The organism is Kocuria dechangensis, from assembly GCF_014636775.1.
GTDB lineage: Bacteria > Actinomycetota > Actinomycetes > Actinomycetales > Micrococcaceae > Kocuria > Kocuria dechangensis.
Map to the genome: position 1 here is coordinate 261,779 of NZ_BMEQ01000001.1, position 21,239 is coordinate 283,017.

The following is a 21,239-nucleotide window of genomic DNA, read 5'->3' on the forward strand; positions in this document are numbered from 1 at the left end:
ATGCCCGCAGCCACCGCCACCCACTGCCCCTACTGCGCCCTGCAGTGCGCCATGACGCTGGACCCGGCGTCGGCGACGGCGGGGGAGCAGGGGTTCCCCGAGGTGGCCGGCCGCGACTTCCCGACGAACCGGGGCGGGATGTGCCGCAAGGGGTGGACCTCGGCGGAGCTGCTCGCCAGCCCGTCGAGGCTCACCGCGCCGCTGCTCCGGGGCGCGGACGGGGCCTTCCGGGAGGTGTCCTGGGAGGTGGCCCTCGACCGGATGGCCGGGGAGTTCCGGGCGGCCCGGGACCGGTACGGCAACGACGGCGTGGGCGTCTTCGGCGGGGGCTCGCTGACCAACGAGAAGGCCTACCAGCTGGGGAAGTTCGCGCGGATCGCCCTGTGCACCTCGCGGATCGACTACAACGGCCGGTTCTGCATGTCCTCGGCCGCCGCCGCGGCCAACCGCTCCCTGGGCATGGACCGGGGCCTGCCGTTCCCCGTGACCGACCTCGACGGCGCCCGCACGGTGCTGCTGCTGGGCACGAACCCCGCCGAGACCATGCCGCCGTTCGTCCAGCACCTGGAGCACGCGCGGGAGCACGGGGGCCTGGTCGTCGTCGACCCCCGCCGTTCCGCCACGGCCCGGATGACCGACGACGGCGGGGGAGTGCACCTCCAGCCCACCCCGGGCACCGACCTGGTCCTGCTGCTGGGCCTGGCCCACGTGGTCGTCCACGACGGCCTCGCGGACCGCGACTACCTCGAGCGGCGCACGACGGGCCTCGACGCGCTCCTGCCGGTGCTCAACGCCTGGTGGCCCGAGCGCGTCGAGCAGGTCACCGGTGTCCCCGCCGCGCTGATCCGGCGCGCCGCGCACCTGCTGGCCCGCGACCGGAGGGGCACCTACGTCCTCACCGGCCGCGGCGTGGAGCAGCACGTCGACGGGACGGACACCGCGAGCGCGGCCATCAACCTGGCCCTGCTCCTGGGCCTGCCCGGCGTCCCCGGCTCCGGCTACGGGACCCTGACCGGGCAGGGCAACGGCCAGGGCGGGCGCGAGCACGGCCAGAAGGCCGACCAGCTGCCCGGCTACCGCTCGATCACCGACCCCGCCGCGCGCCGGCACGTGGCCGCGGTGTGGGGCGTGGACCCCGGGGACCTCCCCGGCGCCGGCGTCCCGGCGGTCGAGCTGCTCACCACTCTCGGCGCCGACCGCGGCGTCCGCTGCCTGTGGGTCAACGGTTCCAACGTGGTGATCGGGGCGCCGGACTCCGGCGCCGTGGCCCGGGGCCTGCAGGCGCTGGACTTCCTGGTGGTGTGCGACTTCTTCTTCTCGGAGACCGCGGAGTACGCCGACCTCGTGCTGCCGGTCCTGCAGTGGGCGGAGGAGGAGGGCACGATGACCAGCCTGGAGGGGCGGGTGCTGCGCCGCCGCCGCGCGGTGGCCCCGCCCCCCGGCGCCCGGGACGAGCTGTGGATCATGGCCGAGCTCGCCCGCCGGCTCGACGCCCCCGGCACCTTCAGCCCCGATCCGGAGGAGGTCTTCGAGGAGCTGCGCGCGGCGTCCGCGGGCGGAAAGGCGGACTACTCCGGCATCAGCTGGGCCGCCCTGGACGCGGGCGAGGCCTGCTACTGGCCCTGGCCCGCCGGCGCGGGGGCGGGCACTCCCCGGGCGTTCCTCGACCGCTTCGGCCACCCGGACGGGCGGGCCGTGCTCGTCCCGGTCCGGCCGCGCGCCGCGGGACGGGCCGTGGACCCCAGCCCCCGCCCCCACCGCCGGGAGCGCCTCCACGCCCCCGGGACCCTGACGCTGATCACCGGCCGCTACCTGGAGCAGTACCAGTCCGGGAACCAGACGCGCCGGGTGCGCTCCCTGCACGAGGCGCGGCCCGGGGCCGTGCTCGAGATCCACCCCGCGACCGCCGCGGCGCTCGGCATCCAGGACGGCGCCCCCGTGGAGCTGACCAGTCCCCGCGGCCGCGTGCTGGTGCCGGCCCGGCTGAGCACCGACATCCGGCCCGACACCGTCTTCCTGCCCTTCCACTTCGCCGGCGACCAGACCGCCAACAGGCTCGTGTCCTCCGCCGCCGTGGACCCGGTCTCCAGCATGCCGGAGTTCAAGGCGGGCTCCGTGACCGTGCGAGCGCTCGACCCCGAGGAGATGATCCGATGACCACGATCCGTCCTGCCCGCTCGGCGGGCGCCCCCATGCGGCCCGGGGAGCACGTGGTCGTCGTCGGCTACGGGCCGGTGGCCGCGCGCTTCGTCGACGACGTCCTCGGCCTCGCCGCCGCCGGGACGATCCGCCTGACCGTGGTCGGCGGGGAGGCCGACGCCGCCTACAACCGCGTCCTCGTCGGCGAGCACGCGATGGGCCGGGCGGAGCTCTCCGGGATGGCGCTCTCCGACCCCGCCGGCCTGGCGGCGTCGGGGGTCGAGGTCCTGCTGGGGACGGAGGTCACCCGGGTCGACCGTGCCCGGCGGCGCCTGCGACTCACGGACCGGGCGACCGGGGAGTCCCGGGAGCTGGGCTACGACCGCCTGGTGCTGGCCACCGGCGCCCGCCCCAACCTCCCCGTGCTGCGCGGGATCAACCCCGATCCCGGGGCCTACGAGCACCTGCCGGCAGGGGTCACCGCCCTGCGGGACCTGGCCGACGCGCGCGCCGTGCGGGCGGTGGTGGAACGGCGGGGCCGCGTGGTGGTGCTCGGCGGCGGGGTGCTCGGCCTCGAGGCGGCGCTGGCCGCGAGCGAGGCGGGCTGCCCGTCGACCGTGGTCCACCACGCCCCCTGGGTCATGACGCGCTCCCTGGACGCCCCCGGCGGCGCCCTGCTGGGCCGGGCCCTGGCGGAGGCGGGGGTCGAGGTGGTCTCCGGCGCGCAGGCGCGCGAGGTGCTCCTGGACGAGGACCGCGCCTTCCGGGGCCTCCTCCTCGAGGACGGCAGGACCGTGCCGGGGGACCTGCTGCTGCTGTCGATCGGCGTCACGGCGCGCACCGAGCTCGCCGAGGGCGCCGGGCTGCGCACGGCCCGCGGCGTCGTGGTCAACCACGAGCTCGAGGCCGACGTGGAGCTGCGCGTCTTCGCGATCGGGGACTGCGCCGAGGTGCTGTGCCGGGACGCCTCCTGCCAGGTCTGCCCCGCCCGGGAGGGCAGGGGGCCGTCCGGGCTCGTCGGGCCCGGCTGGCGGCAGGCCGAGTGGCTCGCCGCCCGCTTCCACGCCGAGCTGGACGCCGTGGCCCGGGGCGGGACGGCGGTGCTCGAGCCGCTGACCGAGGGGCCGGCCGCCGCGGTGCGGCTGAAGGCCCACCAGGTGGAGCTCGCGTCCGCCGGGACGGTGGCGGGCGAGCCGTGGGAGCCCCGACCCGACGGCGGGTCCGTGGTGCAGTGGGCCGACGGCTCGGCGGGCACCTACGCCAAGCTCGTCCTGGGGCCCGACCGGCGGCTCGAGGGCTACGTCGTCCTCGGCCTGCCCCGGGCCGCGGCCGAGATCGGCCTGCTCCACGACCGCGGCGAGGTCCTGCCGCAGGACCCGAGCGTCCTGCTGCGCCTCGACGGGCCCGACGCCGGGGGCGAGGAGTCGCGGCTGGGCCCGGAGTCCACCGTGTGCCACTGCGCGGGGGTCACGATGGGGCGCATCGCGCACGCGGTCGACGAGGGCGCCTGCACCGTGGAGGAGGTCAGCTGCGCCACCCGGGCGTCCACCGGCTGCGGCGGGTGCAGGGCGGCGGTGGCACGGATCATCGAGGAGCACCGGGGCGTGACGGTGTGAGGGAGGAGATCCTCCTCCGCACGCGCTGACCGGGCCCGCGTGGCCGCCCGCCGGTGGTGCGGCCTGCGACGGTGCGGGACACTGGGGGCACCGTCCCGCACGACGACCTCGGACCGGTGTGCCCATGACGTACGCGTACGCGCTGCTGCCCGTGCTGGCGGTCCTCGTCGTGCTCCTGGTCCTCAAGGCCCCGGTCTGGGCGAGCGCGCTGGTGGGCCTCGCCGCGGCCTTGGCAGGAACGGACGGGCCCGTGCCGGTCCGGTGGGACGCGGGTCTCGCCCTGCTGCTCAGCGCGGCCATGGTGGTGGTCCCGGGCCTCACGCTGAACGGCATCCTCGAGGCCCGCGGGGTCCACCACCGGCTCGCCGGCTGGGTGCACGGGATCCGCCTGCCCGCCCCGTGGAAGACGTGCCTGATCGTGCTGGGGCTCGGGCCCGCCCTCGAGTCCCTGACGGGCTTCGGCGTGTCCCTCCTGGCGACGGTCCCCATCCTGCTGGCGCTCTCCCCGCCCGCGACGGCGGTCCGGCAGGCCGTGCTCGGCATGGCCGTGGTCCCGTGGGGCGCGCTGGCCCTGCCCACGGCCGTCGGGGCGGCGCTCAGCGGCGCCACGCCCGCGGCCCTCGGCACCCGCACCGCCCTGCTCTACCTGGTGCTCATGCCGGTGGTGGGCGGCCTCGCGACCTTCCTGGGTCGGGACGGCGCCCCGGTCCTCCGCCGGACCTGGCCCGGGGTCCTCTGCGGGGCGGCCCAGGCGGCGCTGCTGCTGGCGGCCAGCGCGGCGGGGATCACGAGCCTGGCCGGCGTCGTGGCCGGCGCGGCCGTCGCCGGGGGGATCCTGCTGCCGGGGCTGCTCCGCCGTGCCGTCCCGGCTCTGCCGCTCGGGGCGGTCGCCCCGTACGCCGCGGTCCTGGGGACGGTGGTCGCCGTGCGCCTCCTGCTGCTCCTGGGGGCTCCCGTGGACGTGCGCCTGCCGGTGGGCGCGGCCGGCGTCGCCCCGCTCCTGTCACCCGGCCTGGCCCTGTTCGTGGCGTGCGCGCTGTTCGTGCGGACGGGCTCGGCCCGGTCCGCCGCCCGCTCCGCTGCCTCCAGCTGGCGCACCGTCTGCGCCCTGGGCGGGTTCATCCTCATGGCCCAGGTGATGACCGCGTCCGGGGCGGTGGAGACCGTCGCCGCGGGCGTCGCGACGGCGGGGCTCCCCGTGGTCGCGTGGCTCTCGCCGGTGATGGCCCTGGCCTCCGGCTTCCTGACCGGCTCGGCCACGAGCGGCAATGCGCTCATGATGGCGACGCAGGCCTCCCTGGGGGAGCTGTCCGGGACCGGGGCGCTGGCGCCCTCGGTCCAGAACGCCGGGGCGGGCATCGCGATGCTCGCGTCCCTGCCCACCGCGAGCCTCGTCCTCGGCATCGCGGGGCTGTCCGGGCGGCGGGCCGAGCAGGCCCTCGTCCGGTTCGACCTGAGGCTGCTGGTGGTCCTCGCCGTCCTGCTGGCGGGCTGCTTCGGGCTCGTCGCGCTCGTCCTGCGCTGACCGGCGGACCGGAGCGCTCCGGTGGCGCCACCGGGGCGCTCCGGCAGGACTCCCGGCGGGGCCGTGGAGCTGCGGCTCAGACGGCCAGGCGGTAGCCGCGCTTGATCACCGTCTGCACGAGCGGGGCGGGCAGGGCCCGGCGCAGCCGGGAGACCACCATCTCCAGGGCGTGCTCGTTGTCCAGCCCCGGCACGGCCCGCAGCAGGTCCGCGCGGGGGACCACGAGGCCGGGGGCGGCGGCGAGGGCGCGCAGCACCGCGATCTGGGACCAGGGGAGGGGGATGAACCGGCCGCCCAGGGCGATCCCGGTGCCGAGCAGCCGCAGCTCCCCGCACGCCGTGGGCACCACGGTGGTGCGCTCCGTGACGACGTGGTCGCAGACCAGGCGCACGAGCGCGCCCAGCCGGTAGCGCTCCGGGACGACCGGCTCGATCCCGGCCTCCAGGAGGGGCCCGGCGCACACGGGGCCCACGGCCGCGGCGGTGACGCCGGAGCGCAGGGCCGCCACGAGCTCGTCGTGGCAGCCGATCTCCTGGGCGGTGCTGAACACGGCGTCCACGGCGGGTGCGGCGGTGAAGGTCAGGACGTCGATCCGGCGCTCGCAGACCTCCCGGATCAGGGCCGGCAGCCGCTCGCCGTCGTCGGCGGAGAGCCACCGGTAGGGCGCCACCGTGTCCACGGCGGCACCGGCGGCCACGAGCCGACGCAGCTGCAGGGCGTCGGTCAGCCCGTGCAGCTGCACGGCCACGCGGGTTCCCGCGACACCGTCGGCGAGCAGCCGGTCGACCACGGAGGAGGTGCGCTCGAGCTCGGAGACCTCGACGTCGTCCAGCTCCATCGACAGGATCTGGCCGCGCGCCTTGGCGCCCCGGGCGAGCACGCGGGCGGTGCGGAACGCCTCCCGCAGGTCCTCGCCGAGGCCGGCGGCGTCCGCGGCCTCGAACCAGCGGCGCACCCCGTAGCCGGTGGTCACCACGACCACCTCGGGCCGGTGGGCGAGCAGGGCACGGGTGTCCTCGACGACCCGGGTGTCCTCCTCGGCGGGGGAGATCATCAGGGCCGGGGCGTGCACCACCTGGGCGCCGCGCCGTTCGAGCGCGGCGATGAAGTCGCCCGCGCGGCGGTGGGCGGTCACGCCGATGCGGAAGCCGGTCAGCTCGCCCTGCTCGGGCGCTCCGGGAAGAACGTCGTGGGCCATGACCTGAGGATATGGCTCTGCTGTGTCGGTGGTGTTTCCCACTGTTTCCGGCAGCTCACACCTCGGCCGGTGCGCCGGTCCCGGCCTCGGCGCGGACCGGGATGCTCGCACCGGAGATCAGCACGGGGCCCTCCCCGGCGTCGGACGCGGCGCGCTCCGCCTCCGTGGCGGGGCGGCGCTGGCCGCGCTCCACCACGTACTCCTGCGAGTCGTCCGGGGCGGCGTCGTTGACGAAGGAGCGGAAGCGGCGCAGCCGCTCGGGGTCCTCGAGGGTGGCGGCCCACTCGTCCTCGTAGCGGTCGACGTGGCGGGCCATGGCCTCCTCCAGCTCCGCGCCGATGCCCAGGGAGTCCTCGACGACGACGGCGCGCACGTGGTCGATCCCGCCGTCGAGCTCCTCCTGCCAGCGGGCGGTGCGCTGGAGGCGGTCGGCGGTGCGGATGTAGTACATGAGGTAGCGGTCGATGTAGCGGACCAGGGTCTCGTCGTCCAGGCCCTGGGCCAGCAGCTGGGCGTGGGCGGGGGTCGCCCCGCCGTTGCCGCCGGTGTAGAGGTTCCAGCCGTCGGTGGTCGAGATGACGCCGACGTCCTTGCCGCGGGCCTCGGCGCACTCGCGGGCGCAGCCGGAGACGCCCATCTTGAACTTGTGCGGGGAGCGCAGGCCGCGGTAGCGCAGCTCGAGCCGGACAGCCATGCCGGTGGAGTCCTGGACCCCGTAGCGGCACCACGTGGAGCCCACGCAGGACTTCACGTTGCGCAGGGCCTTGCCGTAGGCCTGGCCGGACTCGAAGCCCGCGTCCACGAGCTCGCGCCAGATCTCGGGCAGCTGCTCCAGGCGGGCCCCGAACATGTCGATGCGCAGCGCCCCGGTGATCTTGGTGTAGAGCCCGTACCTGCGCGCCACCTCGCCCAGCACGATGAGCTTGTCGGGGGTGATCTCCCCGCCGGGCACGCGCGGGACCACTGAGTAGGTGCCGTCCTTCTGCATGTTCGCCAGGGCGCGGTCGTTGGTGTCCTGCAGGCCGCCGCGGCCGGCGTCGAGCACGTACTCGTCGCGCTGGGAGGCCAGGACGGAGGCCACCACCGGCTTGCAGATGTCGCAGCCCAGACCCGTGCCGAAGCGGGCGAGGACCTCGTCCCACGAGGCGAGGTCGAGGGCCCGGACCGCCTCGAAGAGCCCCGCGCGGGAGAGCTCGAAGTGCTCGCACAGGGCCTTGGACACCGCCACGCCCGCCTTGGCGAGCTCCAGGTCCAGGGTCTTCTTGAGCATCGGGACGCAGGAGCCGCACTGGGTGCCCGCGCGGGAGCACGTCTTGAGCTCACCGAGGTCGTGGACGCCGCAGAAGATCTGCTCGCGCACCGAGCCGGTCGTCACGTTGTTGCAGGAGCACAGGACGGCGTCGTCGGGCAGCTCCCCGGCCGGGGCCTCGCCGCCGGAGGCCGAGAGGTAGGCGCCGGGCTCCGCGGGCAGCTCCCGGCCGAGGAGGGGACGCAGCGCGTTGTACGGCTCGGCGTCGCCCACGAACACGCCGCCGAGCAGCGTCTTCGCGTCCGCGGTCACCACGAGCTTCTGGTACAGCCCGCGGGCCGGGTCCGCGTAGACGACCTCGAGGCAGTCCGGGGTCACGCCGTAGGCGTCGCCGAAGGACGCGACGTCCACCCCGGAGAGCTTGAGCTTGGTGGCGGTGTCGAAGCCGTCGAACGTGGAGCGCCCGCCGGCGATCCGGTCGGCCACGATCTCCGCCATGGTGTTGGCCGGGGCGACCAGGCCGACGCACTCCCCGGCGAAGCACGCGACCTCGCCGATCGCCCACACATGCTCGGCGGAGGTGCGGCACGCGTCGTCGATCACCACGCCGCCGCGCGGGTTCGTCACGATCCCGGCGTTGAACGCCAGGCGGTCGCGGGCCCGGATGCCGGTCGCCACGATCACCATGTCGGCCTCGAGGTCGGCGGAGTCGCGGAACTCGACGGCGCAGACCTCTCCGTCGGCCTTGCGCAGCCCGACCCCGGAGGGCCGCTCGCCCAGGCGCAGGCGCACCCCGCGCCCGGCGATGAGCGCGTTGAGGGCGCGGCCGGCGCCCTGGTCCAGCTGGGCGTTCATCAGCCACTGGCGGGAGTGCACCACGGTGGCCTCCGCGCCGAGCTCCTGCAGCCCGCCCGCGGCCTCGAGGCCCAGCAGCCCGCCGCCGATCACCACACCGCGCGGCGTCCGGCCGTAGAGCGCGCGCAGCCGCTCGACCTCGGCGCGGATCGCGGAGACGTCGTCGAGGGTTCGGTAGACGAAGGCGTGGTGGGCGCCCGGGACATCGAGCCGGGCGGCGTCGGAGCCGGTGGCCAGGACGAGCTCGTCGTAGCCCGTCACGGAGCCGTCGGCGGCCGTGACGGTGCGCGCCTCCGGGTCGATCTCCTGCGCGGCCACGCCCAGGCGGAGCTCCACCCGCGGGTCCTCCCAGACGGTGCCGCCGCCGAGGGTCAGGTCGACCTCCCCGTCGGGGCCGGTCAGCGCCTTGGACAGCTGCACGCGGTCGTAGGGGAGCCAGGGCTCGTCGGCGAACACGGTCAGCCGGACGTGGTGGTCCTCGGCGGACAGCGCCGCCTCGGCGAACCGGTGGGCGGCGGGGCCGCCGCCCACCACGACGACGTGCTGCGGGGACCGGGGGGTGAAGGGGGAGCGCGGCACGGGAACCTCCGGGGACGGGAACGGACGGGGACATCGACTCCGACTCTAGGGATCCGCGGTTGCCCCTCGATTGCCCCGCCGTTCCGTCCGGATGACGATCCCCTCACCGGGCTGCCCTTCCCGTGTGAGCGCTGTTTGACGGAGCCGAAACGGGATGGGAGCGCCGGGGAAACGCGCCGGTCCTAACGTCGACAACGACGTCCCGACCCACCAGGAGGAACCCATGACCATCACGATTCCCGACCTCGCCCCCCGCACCTCGACCACCGAGGAGCTCACCTGGCACGACGTGTGCGCGCTGGAGGACCTCGAGGTGCAGTGGGGCGAGGCCGCCCGGGTGGCCGGGCGCCAGGTCGCGCTGTTCCGCGTGGACGCGGCCACGGTGCTCGCCGCCGACCAGCGCGACCCGCACACCGGTGCCTGCGTCATGGCGCGGGGCATCCTCGGCTCCCGGGGACCGGCCGTCACGGTCGCCTCACCCCTGCACAAGGAGGTCTACGACCTCGGCACCGGCCTCTGCCTCAACGGCGACGGCCCGGCCCTGCCGGTGCACCCCGTGCACGTGGTGGAGGGGCGGGTCCTCGTCGGGCTGGCCGCTGCCTGAGCCGGCCCCGACGGCGGACCTCCGCCGAGCCCCCACCACGTGGCAGCAGTCCGCGCCGAGCCCCCTCGTCCGTCGCAATCCCCCACAATCACGCATGGGGAAATGCGACAGGAGAGGGGGCTCGGCGCCGCTGGTGGGGGCTCGGTCCTGGGCCCGGGCCGGTTGCCTAGAGCTGGGGACCTGCGGCGGGGGCCTCCTCGGGCTCGACGCCGAGCTCGTGGAGCTTCCCGCTCCTGCGGTCGGCCAGGTACTCCTTCATGTCCCGCTTGATGACCGGCAGGAGCAGGTAGACGCCCAGCAGGTTCACGAAGCCGCAGACGAACAGGGCCGCGTCGGCGAAGGAGATGACCTCGCTGAAGGTCAGGACGCAGCCGGCGACGGTGAAGAACAGGTAGATGATGCGGAAGGCGGTGTCGCTGACCCGGCTGCGCCCGAAGAGGTACTCCCACGCCTTGAGCCCGTAGTAGAACCAGGTGATCAGCGTCGAGTAGGCGAAGAGCACCACCGCGACGGCCAGGACCACGGGGAACCAGGGGATCACGGTGGCGAAGGCGTCCGAGGTGAGGATCACGCCGTCGGGGGCGCCACCGCCCGCCTGGACCTGGTCGATGCCGGCCTGGAGGCTCGGGGCGCCGGCGATGACGATCGCGAGCGCCGTCATGGTGCAGATGACCACGGTGTCGACGAGCGGCTCGAACAGGGCCACGAAGCCCTCGCTGACCGGGCGGCGGGTCTTGACCGCGGAGTGGGCGATCGCGGCGGAGCCCAGGCCGGCCTCGTTCGAGAACGCGGCACGCTGGAAGCCGACGACCATGACGCCCAGCACGCCGCCGGCCATGCCCTCGGGGGAGAACGCGCCGTCGATGATCGCGCCGATCGCCGCGGGGACCTGGCCCAGGTTGGTCAGGATGACGACCAGGCACGCGGTGACGTAGACGGCGCCCATGGCCGGCACCAGCCGGCTCGTGGTGGCGCCGATGGACCTGATGCCGCCGATGATCACCGCGGCCACGAGGAGCGCCAGCACGATCCCGAAGATCAGCGCGGCACCCGCGCTGCCGAGGAAGCCGTCGGCCCCGCCCGTGACGTTCTGCACCTGGGCGAACGTCTGGTTCGCCTGGAACATGTTGCCGCCGGCCGCGCCGAAGAAGAGGATGGCCACAGCGAAGATGCCGGTGAGGAGCTTGGCGGGGACGCGGCCGAACCTGCGGAACGCGATGGGCAGGTACTTGAACGGCCCGCCGCTGACGGTGCCGTCCTCGTGGACGTCGCGGTACTTCACGCCCAGGGTGCACTCGGCGAACTTGGTGGCCATCCCGAGCAGGCCGGCGCAGATCATCCAGAAGGTGGCGCCCGGCCCGCCGAGGGCCATCGCGGCGCCGACGCCGGCGATGTTGCCGAGTCCGACGGTCCCGGACAGCGCAGAGGTCAGCGCCTGGAAGTGGGGGACCTCGCCGGGGTCGTCCTTCGCGGAGAACCTGCCGCGGATCACCTCGGTGGAGACCTTCAGGCCGCGGAACTGGATGAACCCGAAGTAGACGGTGAAGACGACACCGGCCGCGATGAGCCAGGCCACCACCGCCGGGAAGCTGATCTCCCCGATGGTGATCGGGAAGAAGACGATGCTCGAGAACACCTCGGTGATGGGGGCGAACGCCGAGTTGATCGCGTCGTCGATGGCGGCGAGCCAGCCGACGTCCTCGGCAACGGTGGTCATGGGGACCGCGTGTGTGATCTGCATCTCACAACTACACCCGGTGGGCGGGGTGTTGGCAACGCGTCAGTAGGGATTGAAACGCAGAATTTTCCTGCGCGCTCCGGGGCGCGGGACGGGCAGACCGCGCGCCCCGGCCTGCTCGGCGACGGCTACTCGGCGGCGCGGGCGTCCCCGAGGAACTGCGGAGGCGTCATGGCGCAGACGCGCAGGCCGCGCATCAGGTCCGCGCCGATCCGTCGCGGCGTGGGACCGGCGGAGCTCGCCGGCGAGGCGGCCCGGCCGATCAGGGAGAAGAGGACGGCGGGGAGGCCGAAGACGAGGAGGAAGGCCATGGGAGCATCCAGCTTTCTGTGGGCGCGCGAGGGCAGGCGGATCCGCGGTGGGATCGGTGCGATCGTGGGGAGCGTCCTGCGGTGCGGCCGGCGCGCCGGGGGCGCCGCAGTGGGCGTCCACAGTCTACCGGCCCGATGGTGGGCCCTGGAGGACGGTTTCCCGGCGCAGGGGTGAGATTGGTCGCGTAGTGACGACGCCGACGGCCGGATCCACGGCATCGCGCGTCCCGGACGGCCGCCGCCGGCGGCCGCGGCACCACGGGCGGCTCCGGGCGCGGTGTCCGGCCGGGGCGCCGCGGGGTCTGGTCGGTGCGCCGCGGGCTCTGTGATACTGGGCGCACCACGGTCGTCACGAGCGCAAAGGGTCCGGCATGGAAAACGAAGCGTCAGCAGAGATCGTCGTAGGGGTCGACGGCTCCCAGCAGTCCGTGGAGGCGTTGCGCTGGGCCGCGCGCCTGGCCCCGGCGCTCGGAGCGGGGATCAGGGCGGTGGGCGCCTGGGAGTACCCGCCCGAGTACGCGGGATACGTCCCCCTGGGCAGCGACAACTTCGACGAGATCACCCAGAAGCGGGTCGACCAGGCCGTCCACGAGGCCTTCGGGGAGGACGTCCCGCCGGGTCTGAGCACCTCCGTCGTCTTCGGCCACCCGTCCAAGGTGCTGGTGCAGGAGAGCAACGACGCCTCGATGCTCGTGGTGGGGCGCAGGGGGCACGGCGGCTTCCGAGGACTGCTCCTGGGCTCGGTCAGCGCCGCGTGCGTGACCCACGCCCGCTGCCCGGTCCTCGTGCTCCACGAGCACCCCGAGGCGGAGCGGACGCGCGAGGCGGAGCGGACGGAGTAGCCGGCTCCGGCCGGTCCGTCCGCGGCGGGGCCGGCGGACGGACCGGGGCGTTCCCGCTCAGAGGCCCAGGGCCGCCCGGAGCTCGGCGCGGATCCGCTCCAGCGTGCGGGCCGCCTCGGCGCGCGCGGCGGGCAGCCCGGCCCGGTCCGCGACCGGGGTGACGACCTCCAGGTAGCACTTGAGCTTCGGCTCGGTCCCGGAGGGGCGCACCACCACGCGGGTGTCGTCCCGGGTGCGCAGGCGCAGCCCCTCCGTGGGCGGCAGCCCGCTGTCCGGGGAGCTGAGGTCGGCGACCTCCACGACCTCGGAGCCGCCGAGGGCTGCCGGGGGAGCGGCGCGCAGCGCCGTGGTCATCGCCGGGATCAGGGCGAGGTCCGCCACCCGGACGCTCAGCTGGTCCGTCGAGTGCAGGCCGTGGGCGAGGGCGAGGTCGTCCAGCACGTCCTGCAGCGTCCGGCCCTCCGCCCGCAGGTCGTCGGCCAGCACGGCCACCGCCACCGCGGCGCTGATCCCGTCCTTGTCCTTGACGAGCTCCGGGGCCACGCAGTAGCCCAGGGCCTCCTCGTAGCCGTAGACCAGGCCCGGCACCCGGGCGATCCACTTGAAGCCGGTCAGGGTCTCCCGGTGCTCGATCCCGGCCGCCGCCGCGATCCGGCCCAGCAACCGGGAGGAGACGATCGAGTTCGCGAACACGGCCCCGCGGGTCCGGCCGGCCAGCCGCTCGGCGGCGGCGTGGCCCAGCAGGGCCCCCACCTCGTCCCCGCGCAGCATCCGCCAGCCCTGCGCCCCGGCGCTCCCGTCGGCCACCGGAACGGTCACAGGGACGGCCACGGCCACCCGGTCGGCGTCGGGGTCGTTGGCGAGCACCAGGTCGGCGCCCACCGCGCGGGCCGCGGCCAGCGCGAGGTCCAGGGCGCCGGGCTCCTCGGGGTTCGGGAAGGCGACGGTGGGGAAGTCGGGGTCCGGCTCGGCCTGCTCCGCGACCACGTGCACGTCGGCGAACCCGGCACGCCGCAGCGCCTCCGTCGTCGTCGCCCCGCCCACGCCGTGCATGGGGGTGAGGACGATCCGCAGCGGACGGCCCGTCCGCCCGGAGGCCGGGACGACCGCGTCCAGGTAGTCCCGGGCGATCGACGCCGGGAGGACGCTCCACCCGTCCTCGGCACGGGGGATCTCCTGCACGGGCCCCACGGCGGCGATCTGCTGGGCGATCATCCTGTCGTAGGGCGCGACGATCTGGCAGCCGCGGGCGGCGGGCTCCACGGCGCGCCCGCCCAGGTAGACCTTGTAGCCGTTGTCCGCGGGCGGGTTGTGGCTCGCAGTGACCATGACGCCCACCTCGGCGTCGAACGCCCGCACCGCCCAGGCCAGGACGGGCGTGGGCAGGGCCGAGGGCATCAGCATCGTCTCGATCCCCGCGGCGGTGAGCACGGCGGCGGTGTCCCGGGCGAAGACGTCCGAGTTGTGCCGGGCGTCGTAGCCGACGACGGCGCGCGGGGGGCGCCCCGAGCCGGCGGCGCTGTCCACGGTCACGGCCGTGACGTGGGCCGCGAGCCCGGCGGCGGCGCGCAGGACCACGACGCGGTTCATCCGCATGGGCCCGGCGCCCAGCGCGGCGCGCAGCCCGGCGGTGCCGAACTGCAGGGACCCGGAGAAGCGGTCGGCGAGCTCCTCGCGGGCCGCCCCGTCCCCGGCCCCGGCCGCCTCGGTCAGGGCGTCGAGCTCGGCGCGCGTGACGGGGTCGGGGTCGGCCGCGCTCCACGCGCGGGCGGCGGCGAGCAGGTCGTCGAGCGGGTCGGCGGCGGTGCGGTGGGGGGTGGTCATGGGGTCCTCTCCTGCGGGGGCGGGTCCGGCGGCCCGGTGCACGGGCTCTGCGGACGGGCTCTGCCGGCGGGCTCTGCGAGCCGGCTCGGACGTGGTGCTCAGAGCTCCGCGACGATCCGGGCCAGCAGCTCCGAGATCCGGGGGCCGGCGGCCCGCCCGGCCTCGAGCACCTCCTCGTGGGAGAGCGGGGTCGCGGAGATGCCCGCCGCCTGGTTGGTCACCAGGGAGATGCCGAACACCTCCATCCCGGCGTGCCGGGCGGCGATGGCCTCCAGCGCGGTGGACATGCCGACGAGGTCGGCGCCGAGCACGCCGGCCATCCGGACCTCGGCGGGGGTCTCGTAGTGCGGGCCGGTGAACTGGGCGTAGACGCCCTCGTCGAGCGAGGGGTCCACGCGCCGGGCCAGCTCCCGGAGCCGCGGCGAGTACAGGTCGGTGAGGTCCACGAACGTGGCCCCCTCCAGGGGGGAGCGGCCGGTGAGGTTGAGGTGGTCGCGGATGAGCACCGGCGTGCCGGGGCCCCAGGCCGGGTCCAGGCCGCCGCACCCGTTGGTGAGGACCATGGTGCGGGCGCCGGCGGCGGCCGCGGTGCGGACCCCGTGGACGACGGCGCGCACGCCGCGGCCCTCGTAGAAGTGCGTGCGGGCCCCGATCACCAGGGCGTGCTTGCCGGCGGCCGTGCGGATCGATCGGAGCGTGCCCACGTGCCCCTCGAGGGCCGGCCGGGTGAAGCCGGGGATCTCGTCGGCGGGGACCTCGGCGACGGTCTCGCCCAGGAGGTCGGCCGCCTGCCCCCAGCCCGAGCCCAGGGTCAGGGCGAGGTCGTGGGTCTCGACGCCGGTGGCCCGGCGGAGGACGGCCGCGGCCTCGCGGGCCAGCTCGAAGGGGTCGGACTCGGGGGTGCTCTGCTGGTTCTCCACCCGCCGCAGACTACCGCACGCCCCCGCGCCGGACGGGCACCGGCCGAGCCCGCCGGTTCCCGCGCCGGATGCGCACCTGCAAGAATGGCACGGTGACTGCACACAGCGAATTCACCATCCAGAAACTGGTCATCATCGGCGGCGGCCCCGGGGGCTACGAGGCGGCGCTGGTCGCCGCGAGCCTCGGCGCCGAGGTGACGATCATCGAGAACCAGGGTCTGGGCGGGTCCGCCGTGCTGACGGACGTGGTCCCCTCGAAGACGCTCATCGCGTCCGCCGACGCCATGACCCGCTTCGCCGACGCCGCGGACCTCGGGGTGCACGTGCGCGGCAGCAAGGACGGCAACGAGATCAACGACCTCGCGGTGGACCTCGACAAGGTGAACACCCGTCTGCTGCGCCTGGCCGCGACCCAGTCCCGGGACATCAAGCGCGGGCTCGAGCGCGTGGGGGTGCGCGTGATCGCGGGCACCGGGAAGCTGCTGAGCCCCACCTGCGTGCAGGTCACCACCGACGACGGCCTCGAGTACGACCTCGACGCCCAGGCCGTCCTCCTCGCCGTGGGCGCCTATCCCCGCGAGCTGCCCAGCGCCCGGCCGGACGGGGAGCGGATCTTCAACTGGAAGCAGCTCTACCACCTGCGCGAGGTCCCGGAGCACATGATCGTCGTCGGCTCCGGGGTCACCGGCGCCGAGTTCGCCTCCGCCTACCGCGGCCTCGGCGCGGAGGTCACCCTCGTCTCCTCCCGCGACCAGGTGCTCCCGGGCGAGGACGAGGACGCCGCCACCGTGCTGGAGAACGTCTTCGAGCGCCGCGGGATGAACGTCCTCGCCCGCTCCCGCGCCGAGGCCGTCGAGCGCACCGACGACGGCGTGGTCGTGACCCTCGCCGACGGGCGCAAGGTCGCCGGGTCCCACTGCCTCGTGGCCGTCGGGGCGATCCCGGCGACCTCGGGCCTCGGCCTCGAGGAGGTCGGCGTGGGCCTCGCCGAGTCCGGCCACATCAAGGTGGACGGCGTCTCCCGCACCACCGTGCCGGGGATCTACGCCGTGGGGGACTGCACCGGCGTGCTCCCGCTGGCCTCGGTCGCCGCCATGCAGGGCCGGATCGCCGTGGCCCACCTGATGGGCGACGCCGTCAAGCCGCTGCGCACCCACCTGGTGGCGTCCAACATCTTCACCTCGCCCGAGATCGCCTCCGTGGGCGTGAGCGAGAAGTCCATCCACGACGGCACGTACCAGGCGGACACGATCATGCTGAAGCTCAGCACCAACCCGCGCGCCAAGATGATGGCGGTCGAGGACGGCTTCGTGAAGATCTTCTCCCGCAAGGGCTCCGGGACCGTGATCGGCGGCGTGGTGGTGGGCCCCCGCGCCTCCGAGCTGATCTTCCCGATCTCCATCGCGGTGACGCACAAGCTGCACGTCGACGACCTCGCGGACACCTTCACGATCTACCCGTCGCTGTCGGGCTCGATCTCGGAGGCCGCCCGGCGCCTGCACGTGCACGTCTGAGCGCCGGGAACTCCTGCCGCGACGAACGCGGAACGGCCGCATCCGTGCAGGATGCGGCCGTTCCGCGTTCTCGGGTGTTCGGGGTCAGCGGCGGGTGACCACGTTCTCCATGTCGACGTCCCGGGTCTCGGGGGAGAGCCAGAGGGCGACGAGGGTCAGCACCGCGCCGAAGGCGAGGTACAGCCCCACCGCGCCCACGCCGTGGTTCGCGTTGAGGTACACGGCGATGTACGGGGTGATGGCCGCGCCGAGGATGGACGCCACGTTGTAGGAGATGCCGGAGCCGGTGTAGCGCACGTTCGTGGGGAACAGCTCCGGCAGGATCGCGGACATGGAGCCGAAGGTCAGGCCCATGAGGGTCATGCCGATGGTCAGGAAGACCAGGACGCGGCCCATGCTGACGTCGGCGCCGGTGCCCACGGACGCCGGGTCCATGACCAGCCCGAAGCCGAGGCCGAAGAGCAGGATCGCGGTGGTGATGACCAGCTGGGAGCTGCGCCGGCCGAAGCGGTCGGCGAGCCACCCGGACACGGGCACCATCGCGGCGAACAGCAGCACGGCCAGCAGCTGGAGCACCAGGAAGTCGCGGTAGGGGATGCCCAGGCCGCCGTTCTCCGGCTTGCCGATGCCGTAGGACAGGATCCAGGCGGTCATCAGGTAGAAGAGCACGTAGGTGGCGAGCATGATGAACGTGCCCTGGATGATCTGCAGCCACGAGGTCCTGAACACCGCGGCCAGCGGGCTCTGCACCTTCTGGCCCTGCTCCACGGCCTTCTGGAAGACCGGGGTCTCCTCGAGCTTGAAGCGCACCCAGAGGCCCAGCACGACCATGACCACGGAGGCCAGGAACGGGATGCGCCAGCCCCAGGTGAGGAAGGGGTGGTCCGCGCCCTGCTCGGCGACGGAGACGAAGCCCATCACGAGGGTGAGCACCAGGAAGAAGCCGTTGGCCAGGATGAAGCCGAACGGGGCGCCGAGCTGGGGCCACATGGCGGCGCGCGCCCGCTTGCCCTCCTCGGCGTACTCGGTGGCCAGCAGGGCGGCGCCGGACCACTCGCCGCCGAGGCCCAGGCCCTGGCAGAAGCGCAGGATGGTCAGCAGCAGCGGGGCCCAGATGCCGATCGAGTAGTACGTGGGCAGCAGGCCGATGAGGAAGGTGGCGATGCCCATGGTCAGCAGCGCGCCGATCAGGGTGGCCTTGCGGCCGATCCGGTCGCCGAAGTGCCCGAAGATCACGGAGCCGATCGGGCGGGCGATGAACGCCGCCGCGAAGGTGGCCATGGAGGCGAGCAGCTTGGCGGTGTCGTCCTGGCCCGTGAAGAACAGGGCCGGGAACACGGCGACGGCCGCGGTGGCGTAGACGTAGAAGTCGTAGAACTCGATCGTGGTGCCCACGAGGGACGCCATGATCACCCGGCTGCGGGGAACGCGGGGGGAGAGCGGGAGGGCGGGGGCGGTCGCGGGAGTGGCGTCCGGCCCGGTCACCGAAGAGGACATGGGGAAACCTCGGCTGTAGCGATGGGTGTGGTCAAACCAAGGATGCTACGTCCATCATCCGCATGGTGAATGCTCTGTCTCACATGGTGAGAAGGATCTGGCGGCGCGGTTCCCCGCCGCGCCGCCGGGGTGCTCAGGAGATGGTGGCCAGCACCGTGCCGGCGGAGACGGTGTCCCCGGGGCTGACGGTGAGCCCCGAGACCGTGCCGGCCTTGTGGGCGGTGAGCGGCTGCTCCATCTTCATGGCCTCGAGGACCACCACGAGGTCGCCCTCGGCCACCTCGTCGCCGTTGTCGACGGCGATCTTCACGATGGTGCCCTGCATGGGCGAGGTGAGGCCGTCGCCGCCGGCGGCGGCCTTGGTCCCGCCGCGGGCCGCCCGGGACTTGCGCGGCTTGCCCGCCGTGCCGTTGGCCTTGGGCGCCCCCGGGAGGGCGGGGAGCACGACCTCGAGCCGCTTGCCGGCGACCTCCACGACGATGGCCTGGCGCTCCTCCGCCTCGGGAGCGGCCTGGGGCTCGGCCTCGAAGGGCCGGATCGTGTTGTCGAACTCCGTCTCGATCCAGCGCGTGTGCACGCGGAACGGGGAGCCGTCCTCCGGGGCGAACGCCGGGTCGGCGACGACGGCGCGGTGGAACGGCACGACCGTGGGCATGCCCTCGATCTGCAGCTCCGCCAGGGCCCGGCGGGAGCGCTCGAGCGCCTGGCGGCGGGTCGCGCCGGTGACGATCAGCTTGGCGAGCATGGAGTCGAAGTTCCCGCCCACGGTCTCCCCGGCCTCCACGCCGGTGTCCACGCGCACGCCCGGGCCGCTCGGCAGCGCGAGGGCGGAGAGGGTGCCGGGGGAGGGCATGAAGTTCCGCCCCGGGTCCTCGCCGTTGATCCGGAACTCGATCGAGTGCCCGCGCACCGCGGGGTCGTCGTAGCCGAGCTCCTCGCCGCGGGCCAGCCGGAACTGCTCCCGGACCAGGTCAATGCCGGTGACCTCCTCGGAGACCGGGTGCTCGACCTGCAGGCGCGTGTTGACCTCGAGGAAGGAGATGGTCCCGTCCTGGCCCACCAGGAACTCGCACGTGCCGGCGCCCTGGTAGCCGGCCTCCCGCAGGATGGCCTTGGAGGACTCGTACAGCCGCCGGTTCTGCTCCTCGGTCAGGAACGGGGCCGGCGCCTCCTCGACGAGCTTCTGGTTGCGCCGCTGCAGCGAGCAGTCGCGGGTCGAGACGACCACCACATTGCCGTGGGCGTCGGCCAGGCACTGGGTCTCCACGTGCCGGGGGGCGTCGAGGAAGCGCTCCACGAAGCACTCGCCGCGGCCGAACGCCGCCGTGGCCTCCCGCACCGCGGACTCGAAGAGCTCGGGGATGTCCTCGCGGGAGCGCACGACCTTGATCCCGCGCCCGCCGCCGCCGAACGCGGCCTTGATGGCGATGGGCAGGCCGTGCTCGTCGGCGAACGCGAGCACCTCCTCGGCGGAGTTCACGGGATCGGTGGTGCCGGGGACCTGCGGGGCGTCGACCTTCTCGGCGATGTGCCGGGCGGCCACCTTGTCGCCCAGCTTCGCGATCGCGGAGGGCGGCGGGCCGATCCAGGTCAGGCCGGCGTTGAGGACGGCCAGGGCGAAGTCGGCGTTCTCCGAGAGGAAGCCGTAGCCCGGGTGCACCGCGTCGGCCCCGGAGCGGGCGGCGACGTCGAGGATCTTGTCGGCCACCAGGTAGGACTCCGCGGCGGTGTTGCCGCCGAGCGCGTACGCCTCGTCGGCCATGCGGGCGTGCAGGCCGTCGCGGTCCGGATCGGCGTACACGGCCACGGAGGCGATGCCCTCGTCCCGTGCCGCGCGGATCACGCGCACGGCGATCTCGCCGCGGTTGGCGACGAGCACCTTCGTGATGGGGCGGATGGCGCCGTCCGCGGGACTGTTACCGGTCACGTCTCAACTCCTTGTCGAATCCTCCGATGCACTGTATTCCCCGGTGCGGCCGATCGCCCAACCACCGGGCGAGGGGGCCGGAAATGGGCGGCGCTTTCTGTAGGAGTCCTACAAAGCGGGGATCGGGATCCGGGCCGGGGCCCGGCCGCCGGGCTCAGCCGTGGGTCGTCCACAGCTGCGGGACGGACACCCCGGTCTCCCGCAGCAGGGTCCTCAGGGTGCTCAGGCTCAGTCCGATGACGGCGTGCACGTCTCCCTCGACCCGGTCGACGAACGACGCGCCGAGGGAGTCGATGGTGAAGGACCCGGCGACCTCCAGCGGCTCGCCGGTGGCGACGTAGGCGGCGACCTCGTCGTCGGACATCTGCGCGAAGTGGACCTCCGCGCTCGCGGGGGCCCCGCCGCTGAAGCCGGTGCCGCCGTCGGCGGGGTCGCGGGTGTCGACGAGCCAGTGCCCGGTGTGCAGCACGCCGGAGCGCCCGCGCATGGCGCGGATCCGGGCCGTGGCCGTCGCGGGGTCCAGGGGCTTGCCGTGCACCTCGCCGCCGAACTCGAACACGGAGTCGCAGCCGATCACCAGCCCCCCGGCGGCCTCGGGCAGCCCCGCGACCGCCTCGGCCTTGGCCCGGGCCAGGAGCATCGCGGTCTCCTCGGGGCCGACCGCCCCCTGCTCGCGCACCACGGCGTCCTCGTCCACGTCGGAGACGAGGCGGTCGTGGCCGATCCCGGCGTCGGCGAGGAGCTTGGTGCGGGCGGGGGAGCGGGAGGCGAGGATCAGGCGTGGGGTCACGGACCCAGGATACGCACCGCCCGCCCGGGCCTCCGTCTGCACCGAGGGGGCGCGTTCCGTCGGAACGGGGCGCCCGGACCGGCAGAACACGACCCCTCGGGAGGGTCAGGG

At 74.4% G+C, this 21,239-nt stretch carries 15 protein-coding genes; 6 read left to right on the plus strand and 9 right to left on the minus strand.

The genetic code is table 11. The features are described from left to right. The 3 genes from IEW07_RS01130 to IEW07_RS01140 all read left to right on the plus strand — a co-directional run bounded on the left by IEW07_RS01130 (window position 1) and on the right by IEW07_RS01140 (window position 5,280). On the plus strand, window positions 1-2,157 hold the full coding sequence (locus IEW07_RS01130; RefSeq protein WP_188533983.1) for a molybdopterin oxidoreductase family protein: 2,157 nt from the start codon (window positions 1-3) through the stop codon (window positions 2,155-2,157). Continuing rightward, the gene (locus IEW07_RS01135; protein ID WP_229741476.1) at window positions 2,154-3,755 is read left to right on the plus strand and encodes an FAD-dependent oxidoreductase; all 1,602 of its coding nucleotides are present in this window, start codon (window positions 2,154-2,156) and stop codon (window positions 3,753-3,755) included. The genes IEW07_RS01130 and IEW07_RS01135 overlap by 4 nt, the downstream gene beginning before the upstream one ends. 124 nt (window positions 3,756-3,879) lie before the next feature. Beyond that, window positions 3,880-5,280, plus strand: coding sequence for an L-lactate permease (locus IEW07_RS01140; protein WP_188533984.1), 1,401 nt, complete (start codon window positions 3,880-3,882; stop codon window positions 5,278-5,280). A gap of 76 nt (window positions 5,281-5,356) precedes the next feature. On the opposite strand, the gene IEW07_RS01145 is transcribed toward IEW07_RS01140, so the two are convergent. Both IEW07_RS01145 and nirB read right to left on the minus strand, forming a co-directional pair. Next, a complete protein-coding gene (locus tag IEW07_RS01145; RefSeq protein WP_188533985.1) occupies window positions 5,357-6,478 on the minus strand; it encodes a uroporphyrinogen-III synthase in 1,122 nt (373 codons plus the stop codon). A 55-nt stretch (window positions 6,479-6,533) separates the two neighbouring features. Next, window positions 6,534-9,161, minus strand: a complete 2,628-nt coding sequence (gene nirB / locus IEW07_RS01150; protein ID WP_188533986.1) for a nitrite reductase large subunit NirB — start codon at window positions 9,159-9,161, stop codon at window positions 6,534-6,536. 223 nt (window positions 9,162-9,384) lie between these two features. Here nirB and nirD point away from each other — a divergent pair, with 223 nt between their 5' ends. After that, window positions 9,385-9,765, plus strand: a complete 381-nt coding sequence (gene nirD, locus IEW07_RS01155; RefSeq protein WP_188533987.1) for a nitrite reductase small subunit NirD — start codon at window positions 9,385-9,387, stop codon at window positions 9,763-9,765. 166 nt (window positions 9,766-9,931) lie between these two features. Here the strand turns inward: nirD and IEW07_RS01160 are convergent, their stop codons facing one another. Continuing rightward, entirely contained in the window at window positions 9,932-11,482 is a 1,551-nt protein-coding gene (locus tag IEW07_RS01160; RefSeq protein WP_229741477.1) for an alanine/glycine:cation symporter family protein, read from the minus strand. A 149-nt stretch (window positions 11,483-11,631) separates the two neighbouring features. Continuing rightward, the gene (locus IEW07_RS01165) at window positions 11,632-11,814 is read right to left on the minus strand and encodes a hypothetical protein (protein WP_188533989.1); all 183 of its coding nucleotides are present in this window, start codon (window positions 11,812-11,814) and stop codon (window positions 11,632-11,634) included. A gap of 371 nt (window positions 11,815-12,185) precedes the next feature. Between IEW07_RS01165 and IEW07_RS01170 the strand changes: the two genes are divergently transcribed. Next, the gene (locus IEW07_RS01170; RefSeq protein ID WP_188533990.1) at window positions 12,186-12,656 is read left to right on the plus strand and encodes a universal stress protein; all 471 of its coding nucleotides are present in this window, start codon (window positions 12,186-12,188) and stop codon (window positions 12,654-12,656) included. A gap of 57 nt (window positions 12,657-12,713) precedes the next feature. On the opposite strand, the gene IEW07_RS01175 is transcribed toward IEW07_RS01170, so the two are convergent. Continuing rightward, a complete protein-coding gene (locus tag IEW07_RS01175) occupies window positions 12,714-14,480 on the minus strand; it encodes a phospho-sugar mutase (RefSeq protein WP_188533991.1) in 1,767 nt (588 codons plus the stop codon). 98 nt (window positions 14,481-14,578) lie between these two features. Beyond that, the gene (locus IEW07_RS01180) at window positions 14,579-15,400 is read right to left on the minus strand and encodes a purine-nucleoside phosphorylase (protein WP_188533992.1); all 822 of its coding nucleotides are present in this window, start codon (window positions 15,398-15,400) and stop codon (window positions 14,579-14,581) included. Between the two features lie 92 nt (window positions 15,401-15,492). Here IEW07_RS01180 and IEW07_RS01185 point away from each other — a divergent pair, with 92 nt between their 5' ends. Further along, window positions 15,493-16,914 carry an NAD(P)H-quinone dehydrogenase gene (locus tag IEW07_RS01185; RefSeq protein WP_188533993.1) on the plus strand — a complete coding sequence of 474 codons (1,422 nt, stop codon included), beginning with the start codon at window positions 15,493-15,495 and terminating at the stop codon, window positions 16,912-16,914. 84 nt (window positions 16,915-16,998) lie between these two features. Here the strand turns inward: IEW07_RS01185 and IEW07_RS01190 are convergent, their stop codons facing one another. The 3 genes from IEW07_RS01190 to IEW07_RS01200 all read right to left on the minus strand — a co-directional run bounded on the left by IEW07_RS01190 (window position 16,999) and on the right by IEW07_RS01200 (window position 21,128). Next, the gene (locus IEW07_RS01190) at window positions 16,999-18,411 is read right to left on the minus strand and encodes an MFS transporter (RefSeq protein WP_188533994.1); all 1,413 of its coding nucleotides are present in this window, start codon (window positions 18,409-18,411) and stop codon (window positions 16,999-17,001) included. A gap of 133 nt (window positions 18,412-18,544) precedes the next feature. Further along, the gene (locus IEW07_RS01195) at window positions 18,545-20,338 is read right to left on the minus strand and encodes an acetyl/propionyl/methylcrotonyl-CoA carboxylase subunit alpha (protein ID WP_188533995.1); all 1,794 of its coding nucleotides are present in this window, start codon (window positions 20,336-20,338) and stop codon (window positions 18,545-18,547) included. Between the two features lie 154 nt (window positions 20,339-20,492). Beyond that, complete coding sequence (locus tag IEW07_RS01200) at window positions 20,493-21,128, minus strand: Maf family protein (protein ID WP_188533996.1); 636 nt, start codon at window positions 21,126-21,128, stop codon at window positions 20,493-20,495. Between the last annotated feature and the right edge of the window lie 111 nt (window positions 21,129-21,239).

Bases quoted from the DNA above. Each gene is read 5' to 3' on its own strand.
- IEW07_RS01175 (WP_188533991.1), bottom strand. From the start codon at position 14,480: ATGACCACCCCCCACCGCACCGCCGCCGACCCGCTCGACGACCTGCTC.
- IEW07_RS01165 (WP_188533989.1), bottom strand. From the start codon at position 11,814: ATGGCCTTCCTCCTCGTCTTCGGCCTCCCCGCCGTCCTCTTCTCCCTG.
- IEW07_RS01145 (WP_188533985.1), bottom strand. From the start codon at position 6,478: ATGGCCCACGACGTTCTTCCCGGAGCGCCCGAGCAGGGCGAGCTGACC.
- IEW07_RS01190 (WP_188533994.1), bottom strand. From the start codon at position 18,411: ATGTCCTCTTCGGTGACCGGGCCGGACGCCACTCCCGCGACCGCCCCC.
- IEW07_RS01140 (WP_188533984.1), top strand. From the start codon at position 3,880: ATGACGTACGCGTACGCGCTGCTGCCCGTGCTGGCGGTCCTCGTCGTG.
- IEW07_RS01170 (WP_188533990.1), top strand. From the start codon at position 12,186: ATGGAAAACGAAGCGTCAGCAGAGATCGTCGTAGGGGTCGACGGCTCC.
- IEW07_RS01130 (WP_188533983.1), top strand. From the start codon at position 1: ATGCCCGCAGCCACCGCCACCCACTGCCCCTACTGCGCCCTGCAGTGC.
- IEW07_RS01135 (WP_229741476.1), top strand. From the start codon at position 2,154: ATGACCACGATCCGTCCTGCCCGCTCGGCGGGCGCCCCCATGCGGCCC.
- nirD (WP_188533987.1), top strand. From the start codon at position 9,385: ATGACCATCACGATTCCCGACCTCGCCCCCCGCACCTCGACCACCGAG.
- IEW07_RS01160 (WP_229741477.1), bottom strand. From the start codon at position 11,482: ATGACCACCGTTGCCGAGGACGTCGGCTGGCTCGCCGCCATCGACGAC.